Origin of the sequence: Arthrobacter sp. MW3 TE3886 (genome assembly GCF_041262145.1) — a bacterium.
Taxonomy (GTDB): domain Bacteria; phylum Actinomycetota; class Actinomycetes; order Actinomycetales; family Micrococcaceae; genus Arthrobacter.
Map to the genome: position 1 here is coordinate 1,037,109 of NZ_JBGCAN010000001.1, position 20,047 is coordinate 1,057,155.

Genomic DNA, 20,047 nt, shown 5'->3' on the forward strand with positions numbered 1-20,047 from the left:
TCTGGGGAGGGCTGGGGCTGATGTCCACGTTCAAATCCCTGCACATCCTGAACTACCGGATCTGGTTCGTCGGCGCCCTTATTTCCAACGTTGGCACCTGGATGCAGCGCACCGCCCAGGACTGGCTGGTGTTCGCCCACCTGACGGCGCACGATGCCGGGGCGGTGGGGATCACGATGGCCCTGCAGCTGGGTCCGCAGCTCTTCCTGGCACCCGTGGCCGGGCTGGTCGCCGATCGGTTCAACCGCAAGCGGCTCCTGGTGCTGACCCAGTCCGCCATGGCGCTGCTGAGCGCGGGGCTGGGCATCCTGGTGGTCACAGGTGCGGCGCAGCTCTGGCAGGTCTACGCGTTCGCCCTGATGCTCGGGGTGGTCTCGGCCCTGGACGCCCCCGTCCGGCAGACCTTCGTCTCGGAGCTGGTCCAGGACGACTACCTGCCCAATGCGGTGGCCCTGAACAGCGCGTCCTTCAACGTTGCCCGGATGATCGGCCCGGCCGTCGCCGGCGTGCTCACGGCCGCCGTCGGGCCCGGCTGGGTTTTCCTCATCAATACACTCACCTTCGTGCCCCTGTTGCTCAGCCTGGCGAAAATCCCGTCGTCGTCGCTGCGCCGGCTGCCGCGTGCACCTGCGGGCAAGGGCAGGATCCGGGAGGGGCTGCGCTATGTGAGGTACCGTCCGGACCTGGTCGTGGTGCTGGTGGCGATCTTCATCGTGGGAACCCTGGGGCTGAATTTCGCCCTGTTCATCGCGGCCATGGTGGGGACGGAATTCGGCCTCGATGCGGGGGCCTTCGGCTTGATGAATTCGATCATGGCCATCGGTTCCGTCGCCGGGGCACTGTTGTCCGCCGGCCGCGGCAAGCCACGGCTGCGGGTCATTTTCGGGGCGGCCGCCGCCTTCGGCGTGACCTCGGGCATCGCAGCGATGGCCCCGAGCTACTTCTGGTACGGGGTCGCGCTTGTGCCCGTGGGGCTGTTCGCGATCACCATGATGACCAGCGCCAACGGGTACGTCCAGACCACCACGGAGCCCGTGATGCGGGGCCGGGTGATGGCCCTCTACATGGCGATCTTCATGGGCGGAACTCCCCTTGGTGCGCCGCTCGTCGGCTGGGTGGCAAACACCGCGGGCCCCCGCTGGTCCATGGCGGTCGCGGCCGGCGCCGGCCTGCTGGCGGCCCTGATCGGGCTGGTGTGGATCATCCGCGCGAAGCACCTGCGGCTCCACTTCAACCGCCGCGCCCGCGGGCTGCGGTACTTCCGCGTCGAAAGCGGGACGGGCGCGGCCGGTGCCGGCCGGGACGCGCGGCCGGAGGCACAGCCGGGCGGACGGGCCTGAAACGACGACGGCGCCGTCACGGTTTGGGTTCTGTGCGGCCGTGACGACGCCGGACGCAGGGCTACTTCTTCAGTTCCGCCACGACGAAGTCGATGCACTCGAGCAGTGCCGAGACATCGTCGGGCTCGATCGCCACGAAGGTGGCGATGCGCAGCTGGTTTCGGCCCAGCTTGCGGTACGGCTCGGTATCGACGACGCCGTTGGCGCGGAGCACCTTGGCGATGGCCGAGGCGTCGATTGATTCGTCGAAGTCGATCGTGGCGATCACGTTGGAACGGTCCTCAGCCTTGGCCACGAACGGCGTGGCGTATCCGGACGCCTCGGCCCAGCGGTAGATGCGGCCGGCAGAGTCCGCGGTCCGGCCGGCGGCGAAGTCCAGGCCGCCGTTGGCGTTGAGCCACTGCACCTGGGCATCGAGCGTCACCAGGGTGGCCAGCGCGGGGGTGTTGTAGGTCTGGTTCAGCCGGGAGTTGTCGATCGCCGTCTGGAGGTCCAGGAAATCGGGGATCCAGCGGCCGCCGGCCTTGATCCGTGCCGCCCGCTCAAGCGCAGCCGGGGAGAACAGGCCCAGCCACAGGCCGCCGTCGGATGCGAAGTTCTTCTGCGGCGCAAAGTAGTACACGTCCGCCTCCGCCACGTCCACGTCCAGCCCGCCCGCGGCCGAGGTCGCGTCCACCAGCACCAGCGAGCCCTCGTCGGCGCCGGCCACGCGCTGGACGGGTGCGGCAACGCCGGTTGAGGTCTCGTTCTGCGGCCACGCGTAGACGTCGACGCCGGCCTCCGCCCGGGCGGTGGGGCGGGTGCCGGGTTCTGCCTTGATGATGGAGGACTCGGCAAGGAAGGGTGCCTTGTTGGTGGCGGAGGCGAACTTCGAGCCGAACTCGCCGAAGGACAGGTGCTGCGCCTTGTTCTCCACGAGCCCGAAGCTGGCAATGTCCCAGAACGCGGTGGATCCGCCGACGCCCAGCACCACTTCATAGCCTTCCGGTGCCCGGAAGAATTCGCTGAGGCCGTTGCGGACCGAGCCGACCAGGTTCTTCACGGGTGCCTGGCGGTGCGAGGTCCCCAACAGCTTCGACGAGGCCGCGGCCAGGGCATCCATCTGTTCCGGCCGGACTTTCGACGGGCCGGCGCCGAACCGTCCGTCCTTGGGCAGGAGGTTGGCGGGGATCGTGATGCTGGTGTCGCTCACAGTGGCTCCAATTTTCGGCTGGTTCGTAGCGTGGCTGGGAGGTGGCGGGAGGGATGGCCACCACGGACACCCCTTTTCATACTGCCTGTTCTATTTTGCCTGACAGCTCCCGGCGATACGGAAAAAGGCCTGTCATAGTCCGGTCATTGAGACACCAGGGGACGGCTGGCCGGCTGGGGCTGAGGCAATAGCTCCAGCCCGATCGAAAGATTATCCGGAGTAATTCAAAATAGGCTAGGCTGGCATGCGAACGTACGGCGGTTCCCGCCAGGGCGCATCCTGCATGCAGCCCGCACGCGGTACGGTGGGAATGACGCTAGGACTGCGCTCGAGGAGCTGAGCTGAATGACGGATCTGATCGATACCACGGAGATGTATCTTCGGACCATTCTGGAACTTGAAGAAGAAAACATCGTTGCCCTCCGCGCCCGCATCGCCGAACGGCTCCGCCACTCCGGTCCCACTGTGTCCCAGACCATCGGCCGGATGGAGCGCGACGGGCTGGTGGTTGTTTCCGGCGACCGGCACCTTGAGCTGACGGAAACCGGACGGAAACGCGCAATCGGCGTCATGCGCAAGCACCGTCTGGCCGAACGCCTCCTCGCGGACGTGATCGGGCTCGACTGGGCCTACGTCCATGAGGAAGCGTGCCGCTGGGAGCATGTCATGAGCGAACGCGTCGAGCGCAGAATCTTCGAGATGCTCGACCACCCGACAGTCTCACCCTACGGAAACCCGATTCCAGGGCTTGCGGATCTTGGCGGCGTGCCCAACGGCGCCCCCGTGGACAGGGCCGTGAACCTGCTGGAGGCCATGGCCGGCTACGGTGTGAGCTCCCGGGTTACGGTCAACCGGCTCGCGGAGCCGATCCAGGTGGAACCGGAGCTTCTGGCCCAGCTCGACGAGGGCGGAATCAGGCCAGGCGCGCTGGTCTCGCTGGAGCGGGTGGGGGAGTACATCTCGGTCCGCGTCCCCGATATCGAAGGTGCCCTGGAGCTGCCGCCCGAGGTAGCCGCACACGTCTTTGTAACAGTCGCCTGACCCGCCACTCCGCGCCGGTCATGGGACGACCCATGAGTTGTGCACAATTGCGATTACGGATTTATTACCGGGCGGCTTAATCACCTATAGTTAGTGGCCAGTACCGATACCAAAGCGTTACCTGATCCGAAGCCGAGCCCTGCCAGCGGATCAGTCGCAGAACCACCTCCTGGCAGGGGCGGGGGAACCACTTTCGGCTGCTACTTCGGCAGCCTTGGGGTGAAGTCCGTCAGCGGCAAGCAGCTTCCACCGAAGGATCCCATGGGGATGCCTCTGTGCCTGGCCGCTTGCAACGGCGGACCGGGTCTTTGATCTCTCTGACCCGAATCCGACAGCTAACTCCGCAGGCCATCCAGAGAGGAACCGTTCTTGACCACCCAGACCGCCAGGGGCCGTCGCCGCGCGACCGGTCCCGCTCCGGAGCCGCGGCCCGTCGTCGCTCACACGGCCGAACGCCCGCGTGACGTGCACCGCGATGAACGGCGTCACCGGCGCAGCCCGTTCCGCCAGGTTACGGACTTTGCCGCGGCCAGCGGAGTCGGGCAGAAAGCCGGGATCGCGCTGGCCGCGACTGGTCTGGTTCTCACCGTGACGGTTCCCGTCACGAGCCCGGTGATGGCTTCGAATCCGAGCGGATCCGGCGCGCTCACCGCTGCCGTGCAGCCGGATGTCACGGCTGCCGCCGCCGCAAAGGTTGACTTCAACCGCACGGCCGTCACCACGAAGGGTGATCCGGACGGGAAGCTCAAGCAGTTGCTGAGCGCCCAGTCTGTGGGCACCATCACCCGCGCGGCATCGGCGGGCACCCTTGGTGCGCCGCTGGACCAGCTGGTCACGGCCTCACCCTTCGGCTACCGCGTCAGCCCCATCACTGGGGGCGCGGGGGAGTTCCACCGCGGCCAGGATTTCGCCGCCCAGTGCGGCACGGCGGTCCACGCGGCCGCCAGCGGCACCGTGACCTTCAACGGTTGGCATCCCTTCGGCGGCGGAAACCGCGTGGTCATCGATCACGGCAACGGCCTGGAGACCACGTACAACCACCTGTCCTCGGCCTCGGTCCAGGTTGGCCAGAAGGTTTCCCGCGGTGACGTCGTCGCCATGAGTGGGACCACCGGCGCCTCCACGGGCTGCCACCTTCACTTTGAAGTGATGGTCAACGGCGACGTCGTTGATCCGCTCGGCTGGCTCTAGACAAGACGATGGGCTGCTCTCAAGTTCCCGTGACACGCCGTGATCTGAATGTGACATTGAATCCGGACTGCTGTAGGGTTTGAAGCACGCCAACTTTTCCGAAGTTGGCGCTCTTGAGTGGATTGCCTAGCTCTGCCACCGCTCAAGGTCCGTTCGCATTACATCGTCTGGCAGGGGCGGGGGAACCAATTTTGGCCTTCGAAAGAAGGCCTTGGGGTTAAGTCGCAAAGCTTCCCAGGAAGCAGCGCGGCCGGGTGACTCCCATCCGAATCCGACAGCTCACCTCGTAGGCATTGGGAGAGGCTACTTTCGTGTCTTCACGCCACAATTCTGCGCGCATGCGCACCGGCGAGGCTCTGTCGAGCCCGCTGGAATCCACATCACGTGACGCCCTTGCCGGCGTCCGGATTGGATCACGTTCCGCAGGCTCAATCTCTACCGAGCCCGGACAGCATGCAGTTTCCGCTTTTGGCGCGTCTTCGCAGTACACCCTTCGCTAAGTAACCCATTTCGGGGCGATCCGGCGTACCCCCAAGATGCCGGAGCGTCCTCAGCCCGTGCCCGAAAGCGCGCGGTCCAAGGATCACGAAAGAGAGAACTTAATGACTACTCGTGCAAACGTTGCACGGCACCGCGCCGAGGTCACCAAGACCAACTCGCTGGCTGTTATTGCTAAGGCTGTCGGCGACAACGCCGGCGGCGTGGGCCGTCAGGCCGCGGTCATCGCCGCAGCTTCCGGTCTGGTCCTGACCAGCGGAATCGCAGCCAACGCTGCTGAAACCAATGTTCAGCGCGAATCCACCTCCGCTTCGGCCCTGGAAGTCCAGTCCGCAGCTCCGGCCACCATCTCGGCCGCTTCCACCATCGCGATCTCCTACGAGAAGCCCGCAGTGACCACCACGCCGGCTCCCGTAGTCGAGGCACCCAAGCCCGTCGTGAAGGTCCAGGACGCTACGGCCTCCCGCGCCGGCGGCACCGAGCTTGGCGTCAGCGGCGGCGTCGCTGCCCAGGCTCCGGCCGGCATCGGAAGCGGCGCTGGCGCGACCATCGCCGCCGCTGCCTACGCACAGATCGGCGTGGCGCAGGACTGCACCGCCCTCGCCACCAACGCACTGGCCGCGGCCGGCATCCACTACCACGGCTGGCCGGCAGGTTACCTGTCCCTGGGCCGCACCGTGAGCGCCGGCGAGGCACGCCCGGGCGACCTCGCCTACTACCAGAACGGCGGCGTGGGCATGGCTCACATCGCGGTCTACGTCGGCAACGGCATGGCAGTGCACGGCGGCTGGAACGGCGGCACCACCGCGCTGTACAGCGTAAACGTCGGCTCCGGCCCGGTATTCATCCGCGTCGGCGCCTAAGCACGAACCCCAGCTTTTCGAAAGACCCCCGCCTGCAGGCGGGGGTCTTTTGCGTTGCCGCGCAGTGAACTTTCCGCGCCGGGGACTGCGCCGGCGAAAAAATATTCGGTGATCCGGCACTTGAGTGTTTACTCTTGTGTTGTCGATCCATAGCCCGACCATGCAGAGGGCAGCCGGCCCTCGTGCCGCTGGCGGGTGCGGCCGTGAAGAGGTATGCGGATGCGCACTCTCGTTCTGAATGCTGGATATGAACCGCTGGCGGTCATCACCTTCCGCCGGGCGCTCGTCCTTGTCCTGACCGGAAAGGCCAGCGTGGTGGCCGAAGGGGACGACCCTGTGGTCGGCCCCCAGGACATTTTGGGCCGCCCGTCCGTGATCCTGCTGAACCGCTACATCCGGCCCAGGTACAACACGATGACTGCGGTGAGCCGCCGCGGCGTGCTGCGCCGGGATGCCCACCGCTGCGCGTACTGCGGCAAGGCTGCCCACACCATCGACCACATCCAGCCCAAGTCGCGGGGCGGAGCCGACTCCTGGGAGAACCTGGTGGCGGCCTGCCTGCGGTGCAACAACGCCAAGAGCGACCATACGCCGGCGGAGATGGGCTGGAAGATCGGTTTTGTTCCGGGCCCGCCAAAGGGCGCCATCTGGCAGATCAAGGAACTCGAGAAGCCGACGCCGGCCTGGGATCCGTTCCTGCTGCCTGAATCGGCTGCCTGACCCGCCTCCTGGCCTGCTGCCTGGTCAACTGGTGGGATTGCTGCCGGCGCACGTCACGGCTTGCTCGGCGGCGGCCGGCGCCGCGCTACGCTGAAGCGATGGAGTTCGATGCCATCATTCTCGCCGGGGGACGGGCCTCCCGCCTAGGCGGCGTGCCCAAATCCGGGCTTATCTTCGACGGCGCCACCCTCCTGGAGCGGTCACTGCGGGCAGCGGGCGCGGCGGTGCGCACCGTCGTCGTCGGACCCGACCCCGGGGGCCTGCCCGGCGGCGTCCTGACCTGCCGTGAGGACCCGCCCTTCGCGGGGCCGGCCGCAGCCATCGCCGCGGGCCTGGCTGCCCTGGCCGCCGACCGCGCAGGCCGTCGCGCAGCCGCCGCGCCCTTTACCCTGGTTCTGGCGTGCGACATGCCGCGGTCCGCCGACGCGGTCCGCGCCCTGGCCGAGGCGCTGGCCGCGCCTGCCGCAGGTACTCCGGAACGGGACGGGCCCGACGGCGTCATGGCAGTCTCGGCCGACGGCCGGAAGCAGCCGCTCGCGGGCTTTTATAGCACGGCCGTGCTACAACGTTCCGTCGCCGACGCCGCGTCCCGGAACAGGCTGGAAAACGCGTCGGTCTTCGCCCTTCTTGCTAGGCTGGACGTGCGGGAAGTTCGCGTTCCCCCGGGTTCCACCGACGACGTCGATACCTGGGATGACGCGTCCGCACTAGGGGTATCCGGCAGGATTCCCGACGGCGGTCCGGGCTCCGGCCCGGCTCTGCGCAGCTGAACTCGACCATGGAGGCAAACGGTGAAAAGCCAGGATGAAACGCTGGAAGACTGGTGCCGTGCCCTGCTCCAGGCCCTGGAGCTGGACGACGTTGAGATTGACGTGAATGAGGTCCTCGCCCTGGCCGGCGTGGCCGCCCATTCCGTGGTGCGCCCGGCGGCGCCGCTGACTACGTTCATTGCCGGCTTTGCCGCCGGACTGGCCTCGGGCTCCGGGCAGGCCACGGACTCCGTGTCCATGGAGGCCGCGATGGCCGTGGCCCGCCGGCTCGCCAAGGACTACGCAGCCGCCGAAACTTCCGGGGCATGACGGCTGCGGCCCCGGACGGCAGCGGACCCACTGCCCCTGGCAGAGATGGCGGTGGAGACGGAGTCAGAAACGGCGGTGGAGATGGGGTCAGAGATGGCGGTGGAGGCGGAGTCCGAGATGACTTCGGCGATCCCCGCATCACTGCGGGCGAGGATGCAGGGGGCCGGGACACCGCTGACCAGGATGTAGCGGACCAGGACACCGCGGACCAAGATGCAGCGGGCCAGGATGCGGCGGACGAGGACACCGCGGCGGAGCCGCACAGACACCTGGCCCACACGTGGCAGGAGGCCCGGCAACTCGCGTTCGACTGCGCCGTTCCCATCCCGGCCGCCCCTGTCCCGCTGCGGCACGCGCTGGGCCGGACCCTCGCGGCGGACGTCGTTGCTCAGCAGGACATGCCCCATTACGCTTCTTCCGCCATGGACGGCTGGGCCGTCAACGGCAGCGGCCCCTGGATCCTGGCCGAACCTGGCCAGCGGCTGGCACCGCATCAGGCCAGCCCGATTGCCACCGGCGGGCTCATCCCGCCCGGGGCCAGGGCGGTGTTGCGCAGCGAAAGCGGCATCATCGGTGCCGACGAGGACGGCCTGCCCGTCCTGAAGCTGGGCGGCACCGCGAAACCAGGGGACCCACGCAACGGCGACCACATCAGGAAGGCCGGAGAGGAAGCCGCCGCCGGGGACGTCCTGATCAAGCGCGGCACGGTCCTGAACCCCGCACATCTTGCCCTCGCCGCGCTGGCCGGAAGCGATACCCTTCCCGTGCTCGGCAAGGCCGTGGTGCGCCTCGTCTTCACTGGCTCCGAGGTCGTGACGAGCGGGATGCCGGCACCAGGGCAGGTCCGTGACACCTTCGGACCCCAACTGGCCGCCGTGGTGGGAATGCTCGGCGGGATCTGCACCGAAGAAGTGAAAGTTGGCGACACCTACGCCGAATGGCTCGCGGCGCTGGAGGACACCGATCCGGCCGGTGAAAACCTGCCCGCCGACGTCGTGATCACCACCGGCGGCACGGGACGCTCCGGAACGGACCACCTCCGGCGCTCGGTCGCCGAACTCGGCGGCCGCCTGCTGATCGACGGAATCGCCATGCGGCCGGGCCACCCCGCCGTGCTGGCCGAGCTGCCGGACGGCCGTTACATCCTGGGCCTGCCTGGAAACCCGCTCGCGGCCATGATGGCGCTGTCCACGATCGGGGCCCCACTGCTCGCAGCCCTGGGGCACGGCGCGGTCCCCCCGCTGAGCGAGGTGCCCTGCGGCTCGACCATTGACGCCGATCCGGGCCGGACCCGGCTCATGCCCTTCCGGTTGCTCTATGGCATGGCATCGCCGGCGCAGCACACCGGTCCGGGAATGATGCGGGGCCTGGCCGCCGCCGACGGTGTGCTGGTGGTCCCGCCCCATGGCGTGCAGCTGGGGGAATTGGTCCCCGCCTTCGCCCTCCCGTGGGGTGCGCCGCTGCCTGACGCTTCGGCAGCGGCCGCCGCGCAGAAGCCGGCGGCGAAGCGGACCGCCAGGAAGACCGCGGCCAGCGACGGGCCGGTGGACTGGAGTGCCCTTTTGGGCTGAGTCCTGGCCCGCAGCGCCGGCGTCAGGGCGGGACACGCCATCAGGATCAGACACTTACAATGATGGAACCAGCCAAAGATTCAAACTGCCGCAAGATTCAAACAGCGGCACAACATGTTGCTTAGGAGCACCGGATGGGTCGTGTGACACAGCGCCGCAAGGTGCACAAGATCGTCCTGGACGGGTCCCCGCAGGCCCTCGAATTCCCGGTCCGGCACCGGGAGGACGTCCTTGCCGTCGAGGAACCGCTGGAAATCCGGCTCGGCAACATGTCGTTCTCCGTCACCATGCGAACACCGGGAAATGACTTCGACCTCGTCGCCGGCTTCCTCGTCTCGGAGGGGATCATCTGGGCTCCCGAACAGCTGGTCTCGCTCAGGTTCTGCGCCGGCGAAGACGCCGACGGCATGCAGACGTTCAACGTGGTGGAGGCGCAGCTCCGGCCCGACGTCGTACGGCCCGAGACGGGACGCAACGTCTTCACCTCCAGTTCCTGCGGCATCTGCGGGACGGACTCGATCGATGCCGTGCGGAAGTCCTCGCACTACAGCCCGGCACAGGATCCGCTGACCGTCCCCGTGGAAACGCTGGCGGCCCTCCCGGATGCCCTCCGGTCCGCCCAGGAGGTCTTCGAGGTCACCGGCGGCGTGCACGCCGCAGGACTCTTCAGGATCTCCGACGACGGCTCGGCCGAGTTGCTGTGCCTGCGCGAAGACGTGGGCCGGCACAACGCGGTGGACAAGGTGGTGGGCTGGGCGCTCCGCGAAGGCCTGCTCCCGCTCCGGGGCACCGTGTTGCAGGTGTCCGGCAGGGCATCGTTCGAGCTGGTCCAAAAGGCTGCCCTCGCCGGAATCCCGGTCCTCGCCGCGGTCAGTGCCCCCTCCAGCCTGGCCGTCGAGCTCGCCGAGGCCAGCGGGATGACCCTGGCCGGATTCAGCCGCGGGACCAGCCTGAACGTGTACGCGGGCCAGCAGCGCGTCGCGGTTCCGGCTCCCGCGGCCGGCTAGCGGCAACAGTTGGCCAACAGGTTCTCCGCGGCGTAAGTTTTATCCATCGATTGGAAATCGATCGGACCCCCCAGCGCTGAAGAGGATCACATTGCACGACGACCGCCGTCTTACGGAAGTCCGGCTGGACCGCTTTCTGCGTGACCGGATCGGCCCGGCCGTCTACCCGCGCAGCGTGCCGCTGACACTGAGCAGCTGGGACGCGCCGGACGAACCCGTACCGGTGCTCGAGGCCCTGCGGCAGGAGTTCACACCCCAGGAACACGGCGCGGCCTGGGGCCGGCCCTGGAGCACCAAGTGGCTCCGGCTCCGGGGTGAAGTGCCGGACGCCTGGGGAACCTCGGCCGGCACCTCGGTGGAGATCCTCGTGGACCTCGGCTTCAGCGGCGACCTCCCGGGCTTCCAGTGCGAAGGCATTGCCTGGCGGTCCGACGGGACCATCATCAAGGCGATCTCGCCACGGAACCAGTACATCCCGCTCAAGCTCCTGGGCAGTGGCATGGCCGTCGACTTCTACGTCGAAGCCGCGGCCAACCCGGACTTGTCCCAGAACTGGACATTCGCCGCCACCCCCTACGGCGACAAAGCGACGTCGGGCAGCGAGCCGAAGTACCGCCTCGGCAGGATCGCCATCGCCGAACGCAACCAGGCAGTCTGGGAACTGCAGCAGGACATCCTCACGCTCAGCGGGCTCATGCACGAGCTGCCCATGGACCTGCCACGCCGCCACGACATCCTGCGGGCGCTCGAACGCATGCTGGACATCATGGACCCCGACGACGTTGCCGGGACCGCGGTGGCCGGACGGGCCGCCCTGGCTGATGTCCTGTCCCGGCCGGCCTATGCCTCGGCGCACCAGCTCGTGGCCACGGGCCACGCCCACATCGATTCGGCCTGGTTGTGGCCGGTCCGGGGAAACCATCCGCAAGTGCGCCCGGACGTTCTCCAACGTCGTCGCGCTGATGGACGAGAATCCAGAGTTCGTCTTTTCGTGCTCCTCCGCCCAGCAGCTCGCGTGGATGAAGGAGTACTATCCGGAGCTCTTCGGGCGTATCAGGGACAAGGTCCGGGCCGGCAGGTTCGTTCCCGTCGGCGGGATGTGGGTCGAATCCGACTCCAACATGCCCGGCGGCGAGGCCATGGCACGGCAGTTCCTCGAGGGCAAGAGCTTCTTCCTGGCCGAATTCGGCGTCGATTGCCAGGAGGCGTGGCTTCCGGACACCTTCGGGTATTCCGCGGCCCTGCCGCAGATCATCAAGGCCGCAGGCAGCCGCTGGTTCCTGACCCAAAAGATCTCCTGGAACCAGGTCAACAGGATGCCCCACCACACCTTCAACTGGGAGGGAATCGACGGCACCAGGGTGTTCACCCATTTCCCGCCGGTGGACAGCTACAACTCCGACCTCAGCGCCCGGGACCTGGCGCACGCTGAACGGAACTACCGGGACCACGGACGCGGAGGCACGTCGCTGGTTCCGTTCGGGTACGGCGACGGCGGTGGGGGCCCAACCCGCGAGATGCTGGCCGCAGCGGAGCGCACGGCGGACCTGGAAGGATCCCCGAAGGTGCGGATCGGCTCGGCTGCCAGCTTCTTTAGCCAGGCCCAGGCCGAGTATGAGCCCCTGCCGGTCTGGGTGGGGGAGATGTACCTGGAACTGCACCGCGGGACCTACACCAGCCAGGCCAAGACCAAGCTGGGGAACAGGCGCAGCGAGCACCTGCTCCGGGAAGCCGAGCTCTGGAGTGCCACCGCGGCTGTGCGGACCGGGCACAGCTACCCGGCTGCGGAGCTCAAACGCCTCTGGCGGCTGGTCCTGCTGCAGCAGTTTCACGACATCCTGCCGGGGAGCTCCATCGCGTGGGTCCACCAGGACGCCGAACGGAACTACGCCGCCGTCGAACGGGGGCTGGAAGCGATCATCACGAACGCCGCGGCGGCGGCCCTCGGCGCCGGCAGCCGGGAATTCCTGCTCAACGCGGCCCCGCACGAGCGCCTGGGCGTGCCGGCCCTGGCCGCTGCCGAACCGGTCCGGCCCGGGCGGCCGGTAGAGGTCACCGAGGCCGGCGGCGGCTACATCCTGGACAATGGCATCATCCGGGCCGTGGTGGATGCCAACGGACTGCTGGTCTCCCTCGCGGACCGCGCCACCGGACGCGAGGCGATTGCTCCCGGCGAGGCCGGCAACCTCCTGGAGCTGCACCGGGACACGCCCAATGAGTGGGACGCGTGGGACATCGACGCCTTCTACCGCAGGAACGTCGTCCGTCTGGTTGAGGCGCGGTCGGTGACACTGGAGCGCGGCCTCCAGGGCGAAAGCCCGGACGCCGTCGTGGTGGTGGAGCGGATGGCCGGGTCCTCTGCCGTGACCCAACAGATTACGCTCGCGGCGGGTGCAGACTCGCTTGCGATCACCACAGTCGTGGACTGGCAGGAGAGCGAGAAGCTCCTCAAGCTGGGCTTTGCGCTGGATGTCAGGGCGGACCGGTCGGCGGCGGAGACGCAGTTCGGGCACGTGTTCCGCCCCACCCATGTCAACACGTCCTGGGAGGCCGCGAAATTCGAAATCTGCGCCCACCGCTGGATCCACGTCGCCGAGCCGGGCTACGGGGTGGCGATCTCCAACGCTTCCAGCTACGGCCACGACGTCACCCGCAACGTCCGGGAGGGCGACGGCGGCACCACCACCACCGTGCGGCTCTCACTCCTGCGGGCACCGAAGTTTCCGGATCCCGGCGCGGACCAGGGCAGGCACGAGTTGCACGTCACGGTCCGTCCGGGTGCCACGATTGCGGACGCCGTCGAAGAGGGCTACCGCACCAACCTGGCGCCGCGGGTGGTGCGCGGGGCGCACGGGGTGGAACCGCTGGTCACCATCGTCAACCAGGCCCTTGTCATTGAAGCGGTCAAACTCGCTGAAGACGGCTCCGGAGATGTGATTGTCCGGCTGTACGAAGCGCTGGGGGAGCGGTCCAACGGCGCGGTGAAGGCCAATTTCCCGGTCCGCGGGCTGCACGCCGTGGATCTGTTGGAACGGCCCGTCGACGCCCCGGGAGTGACGGCAGGCCGCGATTCGGCCGAGCTTACCCTGCGGCCCTTCCAGCTGGTCACGCTGAGGTTTGTGCGCTGAAAGACCGGGCCGCCTGACACGCCTTTCCCGCGGGGCATCCGGCCGGCGCTGTCGGGGCATCCGGACGACACTGTCCGGAACACCCGGAAATACCCTTAAACAGGCTGAGTGGGAGCGGTCCTTCCGGACCGCTACCACTCATCCCCCCAATGGCGCTTGGACGACTGCCTCTGCTTCGCACGGCTGACTTCCGTACACGAAGCGGTTGCCGCTTTCACACATTCATGATTCTTTCACGATCTAATGATTTTGTGAATGCCCTAGGTTTCGTTCTTACGGAATGTTGCGCGAATGTCACCAGATTTCTTCGCAACGAGCCCCGACGCCCAGAACAGGCCCAGGCCCAGGACGTAGCCCACGACGGCCAGATAGTTGACCGTCTGCTGCGCGAGGAGCCAGTCTTCCGGGGCGAAGGAGGCGGGCACGGTGAACGCGGTGGCGAGGGCGCCGAGGCAGGTCAGGAGGGCCCCCGCACGCACGAGCCGCGGCAATTGGCTCCTGGCGGTGGCCAGCAACGCGGGCAGCAGGGCGAGGGAGACAAAGGCAGGATAGGTGCGGCCGGCCGCGGCGTAGAACGGCGCCAGGACTGCATTCTGCCCGCCCTTGTCCTCGATGCCCAGCAGGCCCGACGAGGACCCGCGGGTGTCCATGAGGAAGAAGGTCACCGCCACGACGACGGCGCTGAGCGCCAGGGCCCAGCGGCCGGCCGGGCCCGCAATGAAGCGGTAGCCGCGCCCATCCTCCAGGCCCGTCGCCACGCGCAGACCCACCAGCAGGACGGCCGCGAACACGAGGAACCGCAGGAGGAGATGGGTGAGGTTCCAACCCCCCAGCGCCCCGTCGATCGCCTCATAGGGGCCGGTCACGGAGAGCAGGCTGCACAGGGTTGCGAGCACCAGGATCCAGAAAACGGCCCTGTTCCGGCCCCGGATCGCATCCGGAACGCGGAGAAGGAGCACCACGGTGCAAGTGATCAGCGTGCCCCACTGGAGGATTGCAATCATTCCGGGTTCCCCCACGTCGCTTTCCTGCTCATCCCCAAGATGGTCAGGCCATGCCAGCTTGCTTCTTCGGCGCCCGCTTCGCAAGTGTCTTGGCCAGCCGGATCAGGGACAGTCCCAGGACCAGGCACAGGACCGCCGAGTAGTTGAAGACGAACTTCATGAATCCCAGGGACGAAGGAATGACCGGGGAAAGCAGGCTGAGGCAGATGGCCACGGTGCCCAGGGCCAGCAACGCGGCGCTGGAGCGCACAAGGGCCGGGAGTCCGCTGCGCAGGGTCCGCAGCATGGCCGGAAACAGGGCCGCGGTGATGAATGCCGGGTACAGGCGGCCGGCGGCCCCGTAATACTCCACCAGGGCGGCATTGTGGCCGTCCTTGGCGAACACGGCGACCAGCCCCGCCGAGGAACCGGCCGTGTCCATCATGAGGAAGACCGCCACCACCGCAAGGGAGGCGGCCGCGGCGATCGCGATTCCAATGGGGCCGGTGATGAGCTTCAGGGCGTCGCACGCGCTGAAGCCCCGGGCCAACCGGATTCCAAGAAAGAAGATGCCGCCGAAGATGACGAAGCGCAGCACCAGGTTGGCGAAGTTCATGCCTCCCAGGACCTGGTCCACGGCCAGATAAGGGGCATCGATGCTGAGCAGGATCGCCAGGGTCATGAGCGCAAAGATCCAGAACAGGGACCGGTTTTCACCGCGGAGAACGCTGGGCACGCGGACAAGCGTGACGACGCAGCACAGCGCCAGCGTGGTCCACTGCAGGATCGCGATCATCCGAGGTTCTCCCAAATCTTTTCTGTTTGTGCCTGCTCCTGCTCGTGGCGCCGCAGCGATTTCCCGAGCGCCTGAAGTCGCTCCCCGGCCAGGGAACTAAGTTCACCGTCGGAAAGGGCATCCAAGGCTGCCTGCTTCGCCCCTGGCGTCCAGCCGGCCTCGGCCTCGGTGAGCAGGCCCGTGGCGACGAGCCCGCCCGTGAAGCCTACGCCCGCCGCGCGGGCGGTCGCGACCGCCAGCTCCGGGGAGAGCCGGTTGGCCGTGAGCTGGGCCGAATAATTTTGCGGGGCCACGCCGGTGGCAGCCGAAACCCGGTGACGCAACTCACCGTCGTCAATCGCATCCACCCAGTTCCGGACAGACGTGGCGTGCGGGGCGGGGCTCAACGCCGGAGTCATTGAGCTGCCCTGGTCGCCATAGCCGCCGTAGGCAGGGGAGGACCGGGAAATGACTGCGCGCAACAGGTCCATGGTGGCAACCTGGCTGACGAGTTCGGCCGGAGTGGGCGGCTGCGGCGGGGCGGCCAGCTCCACGTAGTGCTCGAAGGACGCGAGCTCCGCCAGCGGGCTCAAGCCAAGGGCCCGGCTGATGCTGACCAGAGTGGTTTCGGCTACCTTTCCGCGCACCAGCTGCTGCGCGAAGGTGGTGCGCTTGATCCCCGAGATTCTGCAGAGATCGGCCGTGCTCGCGGACGGGGCAACGCGGTGAAGCCAGAGTTGGAACGCCTTTGCGGGTAGTGGCATCTAGGGCTTCCTGCGGAGTCGGCGGGCAGTATGGCTACTGGCATGCGGTCGGGCAGCGTCGATCGGGGCGGGCGGTGACGGGGGCGTCACGGAGTGGGCTGGGATTTTACGTGAGGTGCTAATTCAACTATGCTAAATGGTCGAACCCGCTGGTCCGTACACCCCCCAAGTCCGGACCGGCGGGTTCTTCTATGCCCGGCTGGTTTCGGTCCCGTCGGGACGCGCAGTTTCTCCCCAGTCGGGACGGTCCGTTTTGGGCCGCAGTGAGAGGATGAAGTAATGACTGCAACCCTTGTTGCCAAGGACCTTTCCGGTGGACACGATCACCGCACACTCTTCTCGAAGCTGTCCCTGACCGTAGCGCCCGGTGACGTCGTCGGCGTGGTCGGCGCCAATGGTGCCGGCAAATCAACCCTGCTGCGGCTGTTGGCCGGCGTCGACGGTCCGCAGGAAGGCACAGTGAGCCTGGCCCCCGCCGACGCCTTTGTCGGCTGGCTGCCGCAGGAGCACGAACGGATTGCCGGCGAAACGGTCGCGGGCTATATCGCCCGGCGCACCGGCTGCGCCCAGGCGACCCTGGAGATGGAATCCACCGCGGAGGCGCTGGGCTCCGGCGCTCCGGGCTCCGACGACGCCTACTCCCTGGCCTTCGACCGCTGGATGGCCTCTGGTGCCGCCGACCTGGAGGACCGGATCCCGTCCGTCCTGGCGGACCTTGGCCTCGATGTGGGCCCGGACGCCGGAATGACTGGCCTGTCCGGTGGCCAGGCGGCCCGCGTGGCGCTCGCCGCCCTGCTGCTGAGCCGGTTCGACATCGTGCTCCTGGACGAACCCACCAACGACCTGGACCTCAACGGCCTGGCCAAGCTCGAGGCCTTCGTGCAGGGCCTGCGCGGCGGCGCCGTCCTGGTCTCGCATGACCGCGAGTTCCTGGCCCGCTGCGTCACCACCATCGTGGAACTGGATCTGGCCCAGAACTCGGTGGCGGTGTACGACGGCGGCTACGAGGCCTACCTGGAGGAACGCGCCGTCGCCCGCCGGCACGCCCGGGAACGTTTCGAGGAGTACGCGAACACCAAGGCGGACCTCGTCTCCCGCGCCCGCACCCAGCGCGAGTGGAGCTCCCAGGGTGTCCGCAATGCCATGAAGAAGAACCCGGACAATGACAAGATCCGCCGGGCGGCCAGCACAGAGTCCTCCGAGAAGCAGGGCCAGAAGGTCCGGCAGATGGAGTCCCGCATTGCCCGGCTCGAAGAAGTTGAAGAGCCGCGCAAGGAATGGCAGCTGCAGTTCAGCATCGGGGCGGCACCCCGCTCCAGTGCCGTCGTCGCCACCCTGCGCGACGCCGTCGCGGTGCAGGGCGACTTCACCCTGGGGCCGGTGAATCTTCAGCTGAACGCGGGCGAGCGGATCGGGATCACGGGTCCCAACGGCGCCGGCAAGTCCACCCTGCTCCGGCTCCTGCTCGGCGTCCAGCAGCCCGACTCCGGTGACGCCTCCATGGGCGCGTCCGTGGCCGTCGGGGAGATCGACCAGGCGCGCGGCCTCTTGGCCGGCGACCTGTTGCTCGCAGACGCCGTCGAGGCCGTCCTGACGGACCAGACCCCGGCCGAGGTGCGCACCCTGCTGGCCAAATTCGGCCTCAAAGCCGATCACACCAACCGGGCCGTGGACTCCCTTTCCCCGGGGGAACGGACCCGGGCCGCCCTGGCGCTGCTGCAGGCCCGCGGCGCGAACCTGCTGGTGCTGGACGAACCCACCAACCACCTTGACCTGCCCGCCATCGAACAGCTCGAGGAAGCCCTCGACAGCTATGACGGCGCGCTGCTGCTGGTCACACACGACCGCCGGCTGCTGGAAAACGTCCGCCTGGACGTGCGCTGGAACGTCGAGAACGGCGTCGTCACCGAGCTGCACGCCGATGCCCCGAAAGGCAACACCAAATGAGCATGGACCGGGTCGCCTGGAGCTCCCTCTACAACATCACCCGCGCCTCCAACGGGTCCAAGCCGTTCTCGAAAGAGACCCTGAAGCGCGTCTTCAGTTTTGCCCGCCCCCACCGCGGCAAGCTGATCGCCTTCGTACTGCTGTCCATCGTGATGGCCTTCCTGGCTGTCGCCACCCCGGTCCTCGCCGGGCAGGTGGTTGACGAGATCATCGCCCACGCGGAGGCCTCAACCGTGATCTGGCTGGCCATCCTGATCGCCATTGTCGCGGTGGCGGAGGCGGGCCTGGGCCTCGTGACGCGCTGGCTGTCCTCGACGATCGGCGAAGGCGTGATCGTGGACCTGCGCACGAAGGTCTTCGACCACGTCCAGAAAATGCCGATCGCCTTCTTCACCAGGACCCGGACCGGGGCCCTGGTCAGCCGGCTGAACAACGATGTCATTGGCGCGCAGTCGGCCTTCGCCGGCACGCTCTCCGGCGTGGTCAGCAATGTCGTGGCCCTGGCGCTGACCCTCGCGGTGATGCTGAACAAATCGTGGCTTGTGACGGTGCTCGCCATGATCCTGCTGCCGATCTTCCTGATCCCGGCCCGCCGGATGGGCTCCAAACTGGCCGATCTGCGGCGCGAAGCCGCCGAACACAACGCCACCATGGGCACCCAGATGACCGAGCGCTTCTCCGCGCCCGGTGCCACGCTGGTCAAGCTCTTCGGCCGCCCCGACGAGGAATCCCGCGAGTTCGCCCTCCGGGCCGGCCGCGTCCGGGACATCGGCGTCCGCACCGCCATGCTGCAGTTCACCTTCGTCACGGCGCTGACGCTGGTCTCTGCCTTGGCCCTGGCACTGGTCTACGGACTGGGCGGCTGGCTCGCGCTCGAGGGGCAGCTGGCCGCGGGCGACGTCGTCGTGCTCGCGCTGCTGCTCACCCGCCTGTACGCGCCGCTCACGGCACTTTCGAGCGCGCGGGTGGAGGTCATGAGCGCCCTGGTCAGCTTCGAGCGCGTCTTTGAGATCCTGGACCTCAAGCCGCTCATCCAGCAGAAGCCGGATGCGGTGGCCTCCCCGCCGGGTCCGCTCTCGGTGGAGTTCGACGACGTCCGCTTCGCCTACCCCTCGGCGGAGAAGGTCTCGCTGGCCTCCCTGGAGGACGTGCTGACCCTGGACACCCGCGGTGGCGAGGAAGTGCTGCACGGCATCAGCTTCCGGGTGGAACCGGGCCAGACAGTGGCCCTCGTCGGCTCCTCCGGAGCGGGCAAGTCCACCATTGCGCAGCTCCTGTCGCGCCTGTACGACGTCGACTCCGGCGCCATCCGCTTCGGCGGCACCACACCCGGCACCGGCGTGGACGTCCGCGACCTCACGTTCGACTCGATGCGCGCGACCCTCGGCATGGTGACGCAGGACGGTCACCTGTTTCACGAGAGCATCGCCTCCAACCTGCGCCTGGCCCGCCCGGAGGCCACCGAAGAGCAGATGTGGGATGCGTTGCGGCGTGCCCGGCTCGAAGACATGATCCGGTCCCTGCCCGATGGGCTGGACACCGTGGTGGGGGAGCGCGGCTACCGGCTCTCCGGCGGCGAGCGGCAACGCCTGACAATCGCCCGCCTGCTGATCGCGCAGCCGCGGGTGGTCATCCTCGACGAAGCCACCGCCGCGCTGGATTCGACCAACGAGGCCGCCGTCCAGGAGGCGCTGGGCGCCGCGCTCGAAGGCCGTACCGCCGTCGTGATCGCCCACCGTCTCTCGACGATCCGTGCGGCGGACGCGATCCTGGTGGTGGAGGACGGCTCGATCGTGGAGCGCGGTACCCACCGGGAGCTCCTCGCCGCCGAGGGCCGCTATGCGGAGCTGTACCGGACGCAGTTCTCTGAGGCCAGCGCGGTCGCCCAGGAGGCCGTGCCCGGCTACTGAGCCGGTGTTGGTGGCCGGTGTTGGAGGCTGGTGTTGGA

At 67.9% G+C, this 20,047-nt stretch carries 15 protein-coding genes, 1 pseudogene and 2 riboswitches; of the genes and pseudogenes, 12 read left to right on the top strand and 4 right to left on the bottom strand.

All coding sequences use genetic code 11. From position 1 onward, the window contains the following. The first annotated feature begins 20 nt into the window (after window positions 1-20). The gene (locus ABH915_RS04830) at window positions 21-1,340 is read left to right on the top strand and encodes an MFS transporter (RefSeq protein ID WP_370118373.1); all 1,320 of its coding nucleotides are present in this window, start codon (window positions 21-23) and stop codon (window positions 1,338-1,340) included. 61 nt (window positions 1,341-1,401) lie between these two features. On the opposite strand, the gene serC is transcribed toward ABH915_RS04830, so the two are convergent. Further along, window positions 1,402-2,532, bottom strand: coding sequence for a phosphoserine transaminase (serC, locus tag ABH915_RS04835; protein WP_018776006.1), 1,131 nt, complete (start codon window positions 2,530-2,532; stop codon window positions 1,402-1,404). A gap of 345 nt (window positions 2,533-2,877) precedes the next feature. Between serC and ABH915_RS04840 the strand changes: the two genes are divergently transcribed. The 9 genes and pseudogenes from ABH915_RS04840 (at window position 2,878) to ABH915_RS04880 (ending at window position 13,630) form a co-directional block, all read left to right on the top strand. Further along, the gene (locus ABH915_RS04840) at window positions 2,878-3,573 is read left to right on the top strand and encodes a metal-dependent transcriptional regulator (protein WP_370118377.1); all 696 of its coding nucleotides are present in this window, start codon (window positions 2,878-2,880) and stop codon (window positions 3,571-3,573) included. 150 nt (window positions 3,574-3,723) lie between these two features. Continuing rightward, window positions 3,724-3,938, top strand: a riboswitch (cyclic di-AMP (ydaO/yuaA leader). Window positions 3,939-3,942: 4 nt separating this feature from the next. After that, window positions 3,943-4,764, top strand: coding sequence for a M23 family metallopeptidase (locus ABH915_RS04845; RefSeq protein WP_370118380.1), 822 nt, complete (start codon window positions 3,943-3,945; stop codon window positions 4,762-4,764). 123 nt (window positions 4,765-4,887) lie between these two features. Next, window positions 4,888-5,071, top strand: a riboswitch (cyclic di-AMP (ydaO/yuaA leader). A 295-nt stretch (window positions 5,072-5,366) separates the two neighbouring features. Then, entirely contained in the window at window positions 5,367-6,125 is a 759-nt protein-coding gene (locus ABH915_RS04850) for an NlpC/P60 family protein (protein WP_018776009.1), read from the top strand. 219 nt (window positions 6,126-6,344) lie between these two features. After that, entirely contained in the window at window positions 6,345-6,845 is a 501-nt protein-coding gene (locus tag ABH915_RS04855; protein ID WP_026266867.1) for an HNH endonuclease, read from the top strand. 98 nt (window positions 6,846-6,943) lie between these two features. After that, window positions 6,944-7,615, top strand: coding sequence for a molybdenum cofactor guanylyltransferase (locus ABH915_RS04860; protein WP_370118385.1), 672 nt, complete (start codon window positions 6,944-6,946; stop codon window positions 7,613-7,615). A gap of 21 nt (window positions 7,616-7,636) precedes the next feature. After that, window positions 7,637-7,924, top strand: a complete 288-nt coding sequence (locus ABH915_RS04865) for a DUF6457 domain-containing protein (RefSeq protein ID WP_018776011.1) — start codon at window positions 7,637-7,639, stop codon at window positions 7,922-7,924. Beyond that, complete coding sequence (locus ABH915_RS04870) at window positions 7,921-9,495, top strand: molybdopterin molybdotransferase MoeA (protein ID WP_370118389.1); 1,575 nt, start codon at window positions 7,921-7,923, stop codon at window positions 9,493-9,495. Before ABH915_RS04865 ends, ABH915_RS04870 begins: the two co-directional genes overlap by 4 nt. A gap of 134 nt (window positions 9,496-9,629) precedes the next feature. After that, window positions 9,630-10,502: a formate dehydrogenase accessory sulfurtransferase FdhD gene (fdhD, locus tag ABH915_RS04875; RefSeq protein ID WP_018776013.1), complete on the top strand. Its 873-nt coding sequence runs from the start codon at window positions 9,630-9,632 to the stop codon at window positions 10,500-10,502. A gap of 91 nt (window positions 10,503-10,593) precedes the next feature. Beyond that, window positions 10,594-13,630 (top strand): annotated as a pseudogene (locus tag ABH915_RS04880) (alpha-mannosidase). Window positions 13,631-13,890: 260 nt separating this feature from the next. On the opposite strand, the gene ABH915_RS04885 reads toward ABH915_RS04880, so the two are convergent. Genes ABH915_RS04885 through ABH915_RS04895 form a run of 3 tightly spaced genes read right to left on the bottom strand, consistent with a single transcriptional unit; the run spans window position 13,891 to window position 16,152 of the window. Further along, on the bottom strand, window positions 13,891-14,634 hold the full coding sequence (locus ABH915_RS04885) for a hypothetical protein (protein WP_370118393.1): 744 nt from the start codon (window positions 14,632-14,634) through the stop codon (window positions 13,891-13,893). A gap of 43 nt (window positions 14,635-14,677) precedes the next feature. After that, on the bottom strand, window positions 14,678-15,409 hold the full coding sequence (locus tag ABH915_RS04890; RefSeq protein ID WP_370118396.1) for a hypothetical protein: 732 nt from the start codon (window positions 15,407-15,409) through the stop codon (window positions 14,678-14,680). Next, a complete protein-coding gene (locus ABH915_RS04895) occupies window positions 15,406-16,152 on the bottom strand; it encodes a hypothetical protein (protein ID WP_026538895.1) in 747 nt (248 codons plus the stop codon). The genes ABH915_RS04890 and ABH915_RS04895 overlap by 4 nt, the downstream gene beginning before the upstream one ends. 279 nt (window positions 16,153-16,431) lie before the next feature. Here ABH915_RS04895 and ABH915_RS04900 point away from each other — a divergent pair, with 279 nt between their 5' ends. Both ABH915_RS04900 and ABH915_RS04905 read left to right on the top strand, forming a co-directional pair. Then, a complete protein-coding gene (locus ABH915_RS04900) occupies window positions 16,432-18,099 on the top strand; it encodes an ABC-F family ATP-binding cassette domain-containing protein (protein WP_370118399.1) in 1,668 nt (555 codons plus the stop codon). After that, on the top strand, window positions 18,096-20,009 hold the full coding sequence (locus ABH915_RS04905; RefSeq protein WP_370118402.1) for an ABC transporter ATP-binding protein: 1,914 nt from the start codon (window positions 18,096-18,098) through the stop codon (window positions 20,007-20,009). Before ABH915_RS04900 ends, ABH915_RS04905 begins: the two co-directional genes overlap by 4 nt. Window positions 20,010-20,047: the final 38 nt, after the last annotated feature.

Bases quoted from the DNA above. Each gene is read 5' to 3' on its own strand.
- ABH915_RS04830 (WP_370118373.1), top strand. From the start codon at position 21: ATGTCCACGTTCAAATCCCTGCACATCCTGAACTACCGGATCTGGTTC.
- ABH915_RS04840 (WP_370118377.1), top strand. From the start codon at position 2,878: ATGACGGATCTGATCGATACCACGGAGATGTATCTTCGGACCATTCTG.
- ABH915_RS04850 (WP_018776009.1), top strand. From the start codon at position 5,367: ATGACTACTCGTGCAAACGTTGCACGGCACCGCGCCGAGGTCACCAAG.
- ABH915_RS04855 (WP_026266867.1), top strand. From the start codon at position 6,345: ATGCGCACTCTCGTTCTGAATGCTGGATATGAACCGCTGGCGGTCATC.
- ABH915_RS04860 (WP_370118385.1), top strand. From the start codon at position 6,944: ATGGAGTTCGATGCCATCATTCTCGCCGGGGGACGGGCCTCCCGCCTA.
- ABH915_RS04870 (WP_370118389.1), top strand. From the start codon at position 7,921: ATGACGGCTGCGGCCCCGGACGGCAGCGGACCCACTGCCCCTGGCAGA.
- fdhD (WP_018776013.1), top strand. From the start codon at position 9,630: ATGGGTCGTGTGACACAGCGCCGCAAGGTGCACAAGATCGTCCTGGAC.
- ABH915_RS04885 (WP_370118393.1), bottom strand. From the start codon at position 14,634: ATGATTGCAATCCTCCAGTGGGGCACGCTGATCACTTGCACCGTGGTG.
- ABH915_RS04890 (WP_370118396.1), bottom strand. From the start codon at position 15,409: ATGATCGCGATCCTGCAGTGGACCACGCTGGCGCTGTGCTGCGTCGTC.
- ABH915_RS04895 (WP_026538895.1), bottom strand. From the start codon at position 16,152: ATGCCACTACCCGCAAAGGCGTTCCAACTCTGGCTTCACCGCGTTGCC.
- ABH915_RS04900 (WP_370118399.1), top strand. From the start codon at position 16,432: ATGACTGCAACCCTTGTTGCCAAGGACCTTTCCGGTGGACACGATCAC.
- ABH915_RS04905 (WP_370118402.1), top strand. From the start codon at position 18,096: ATGAGCATGGACCGGGTCGCCTGGAGCTCCCTCTACAACATCACCCGC.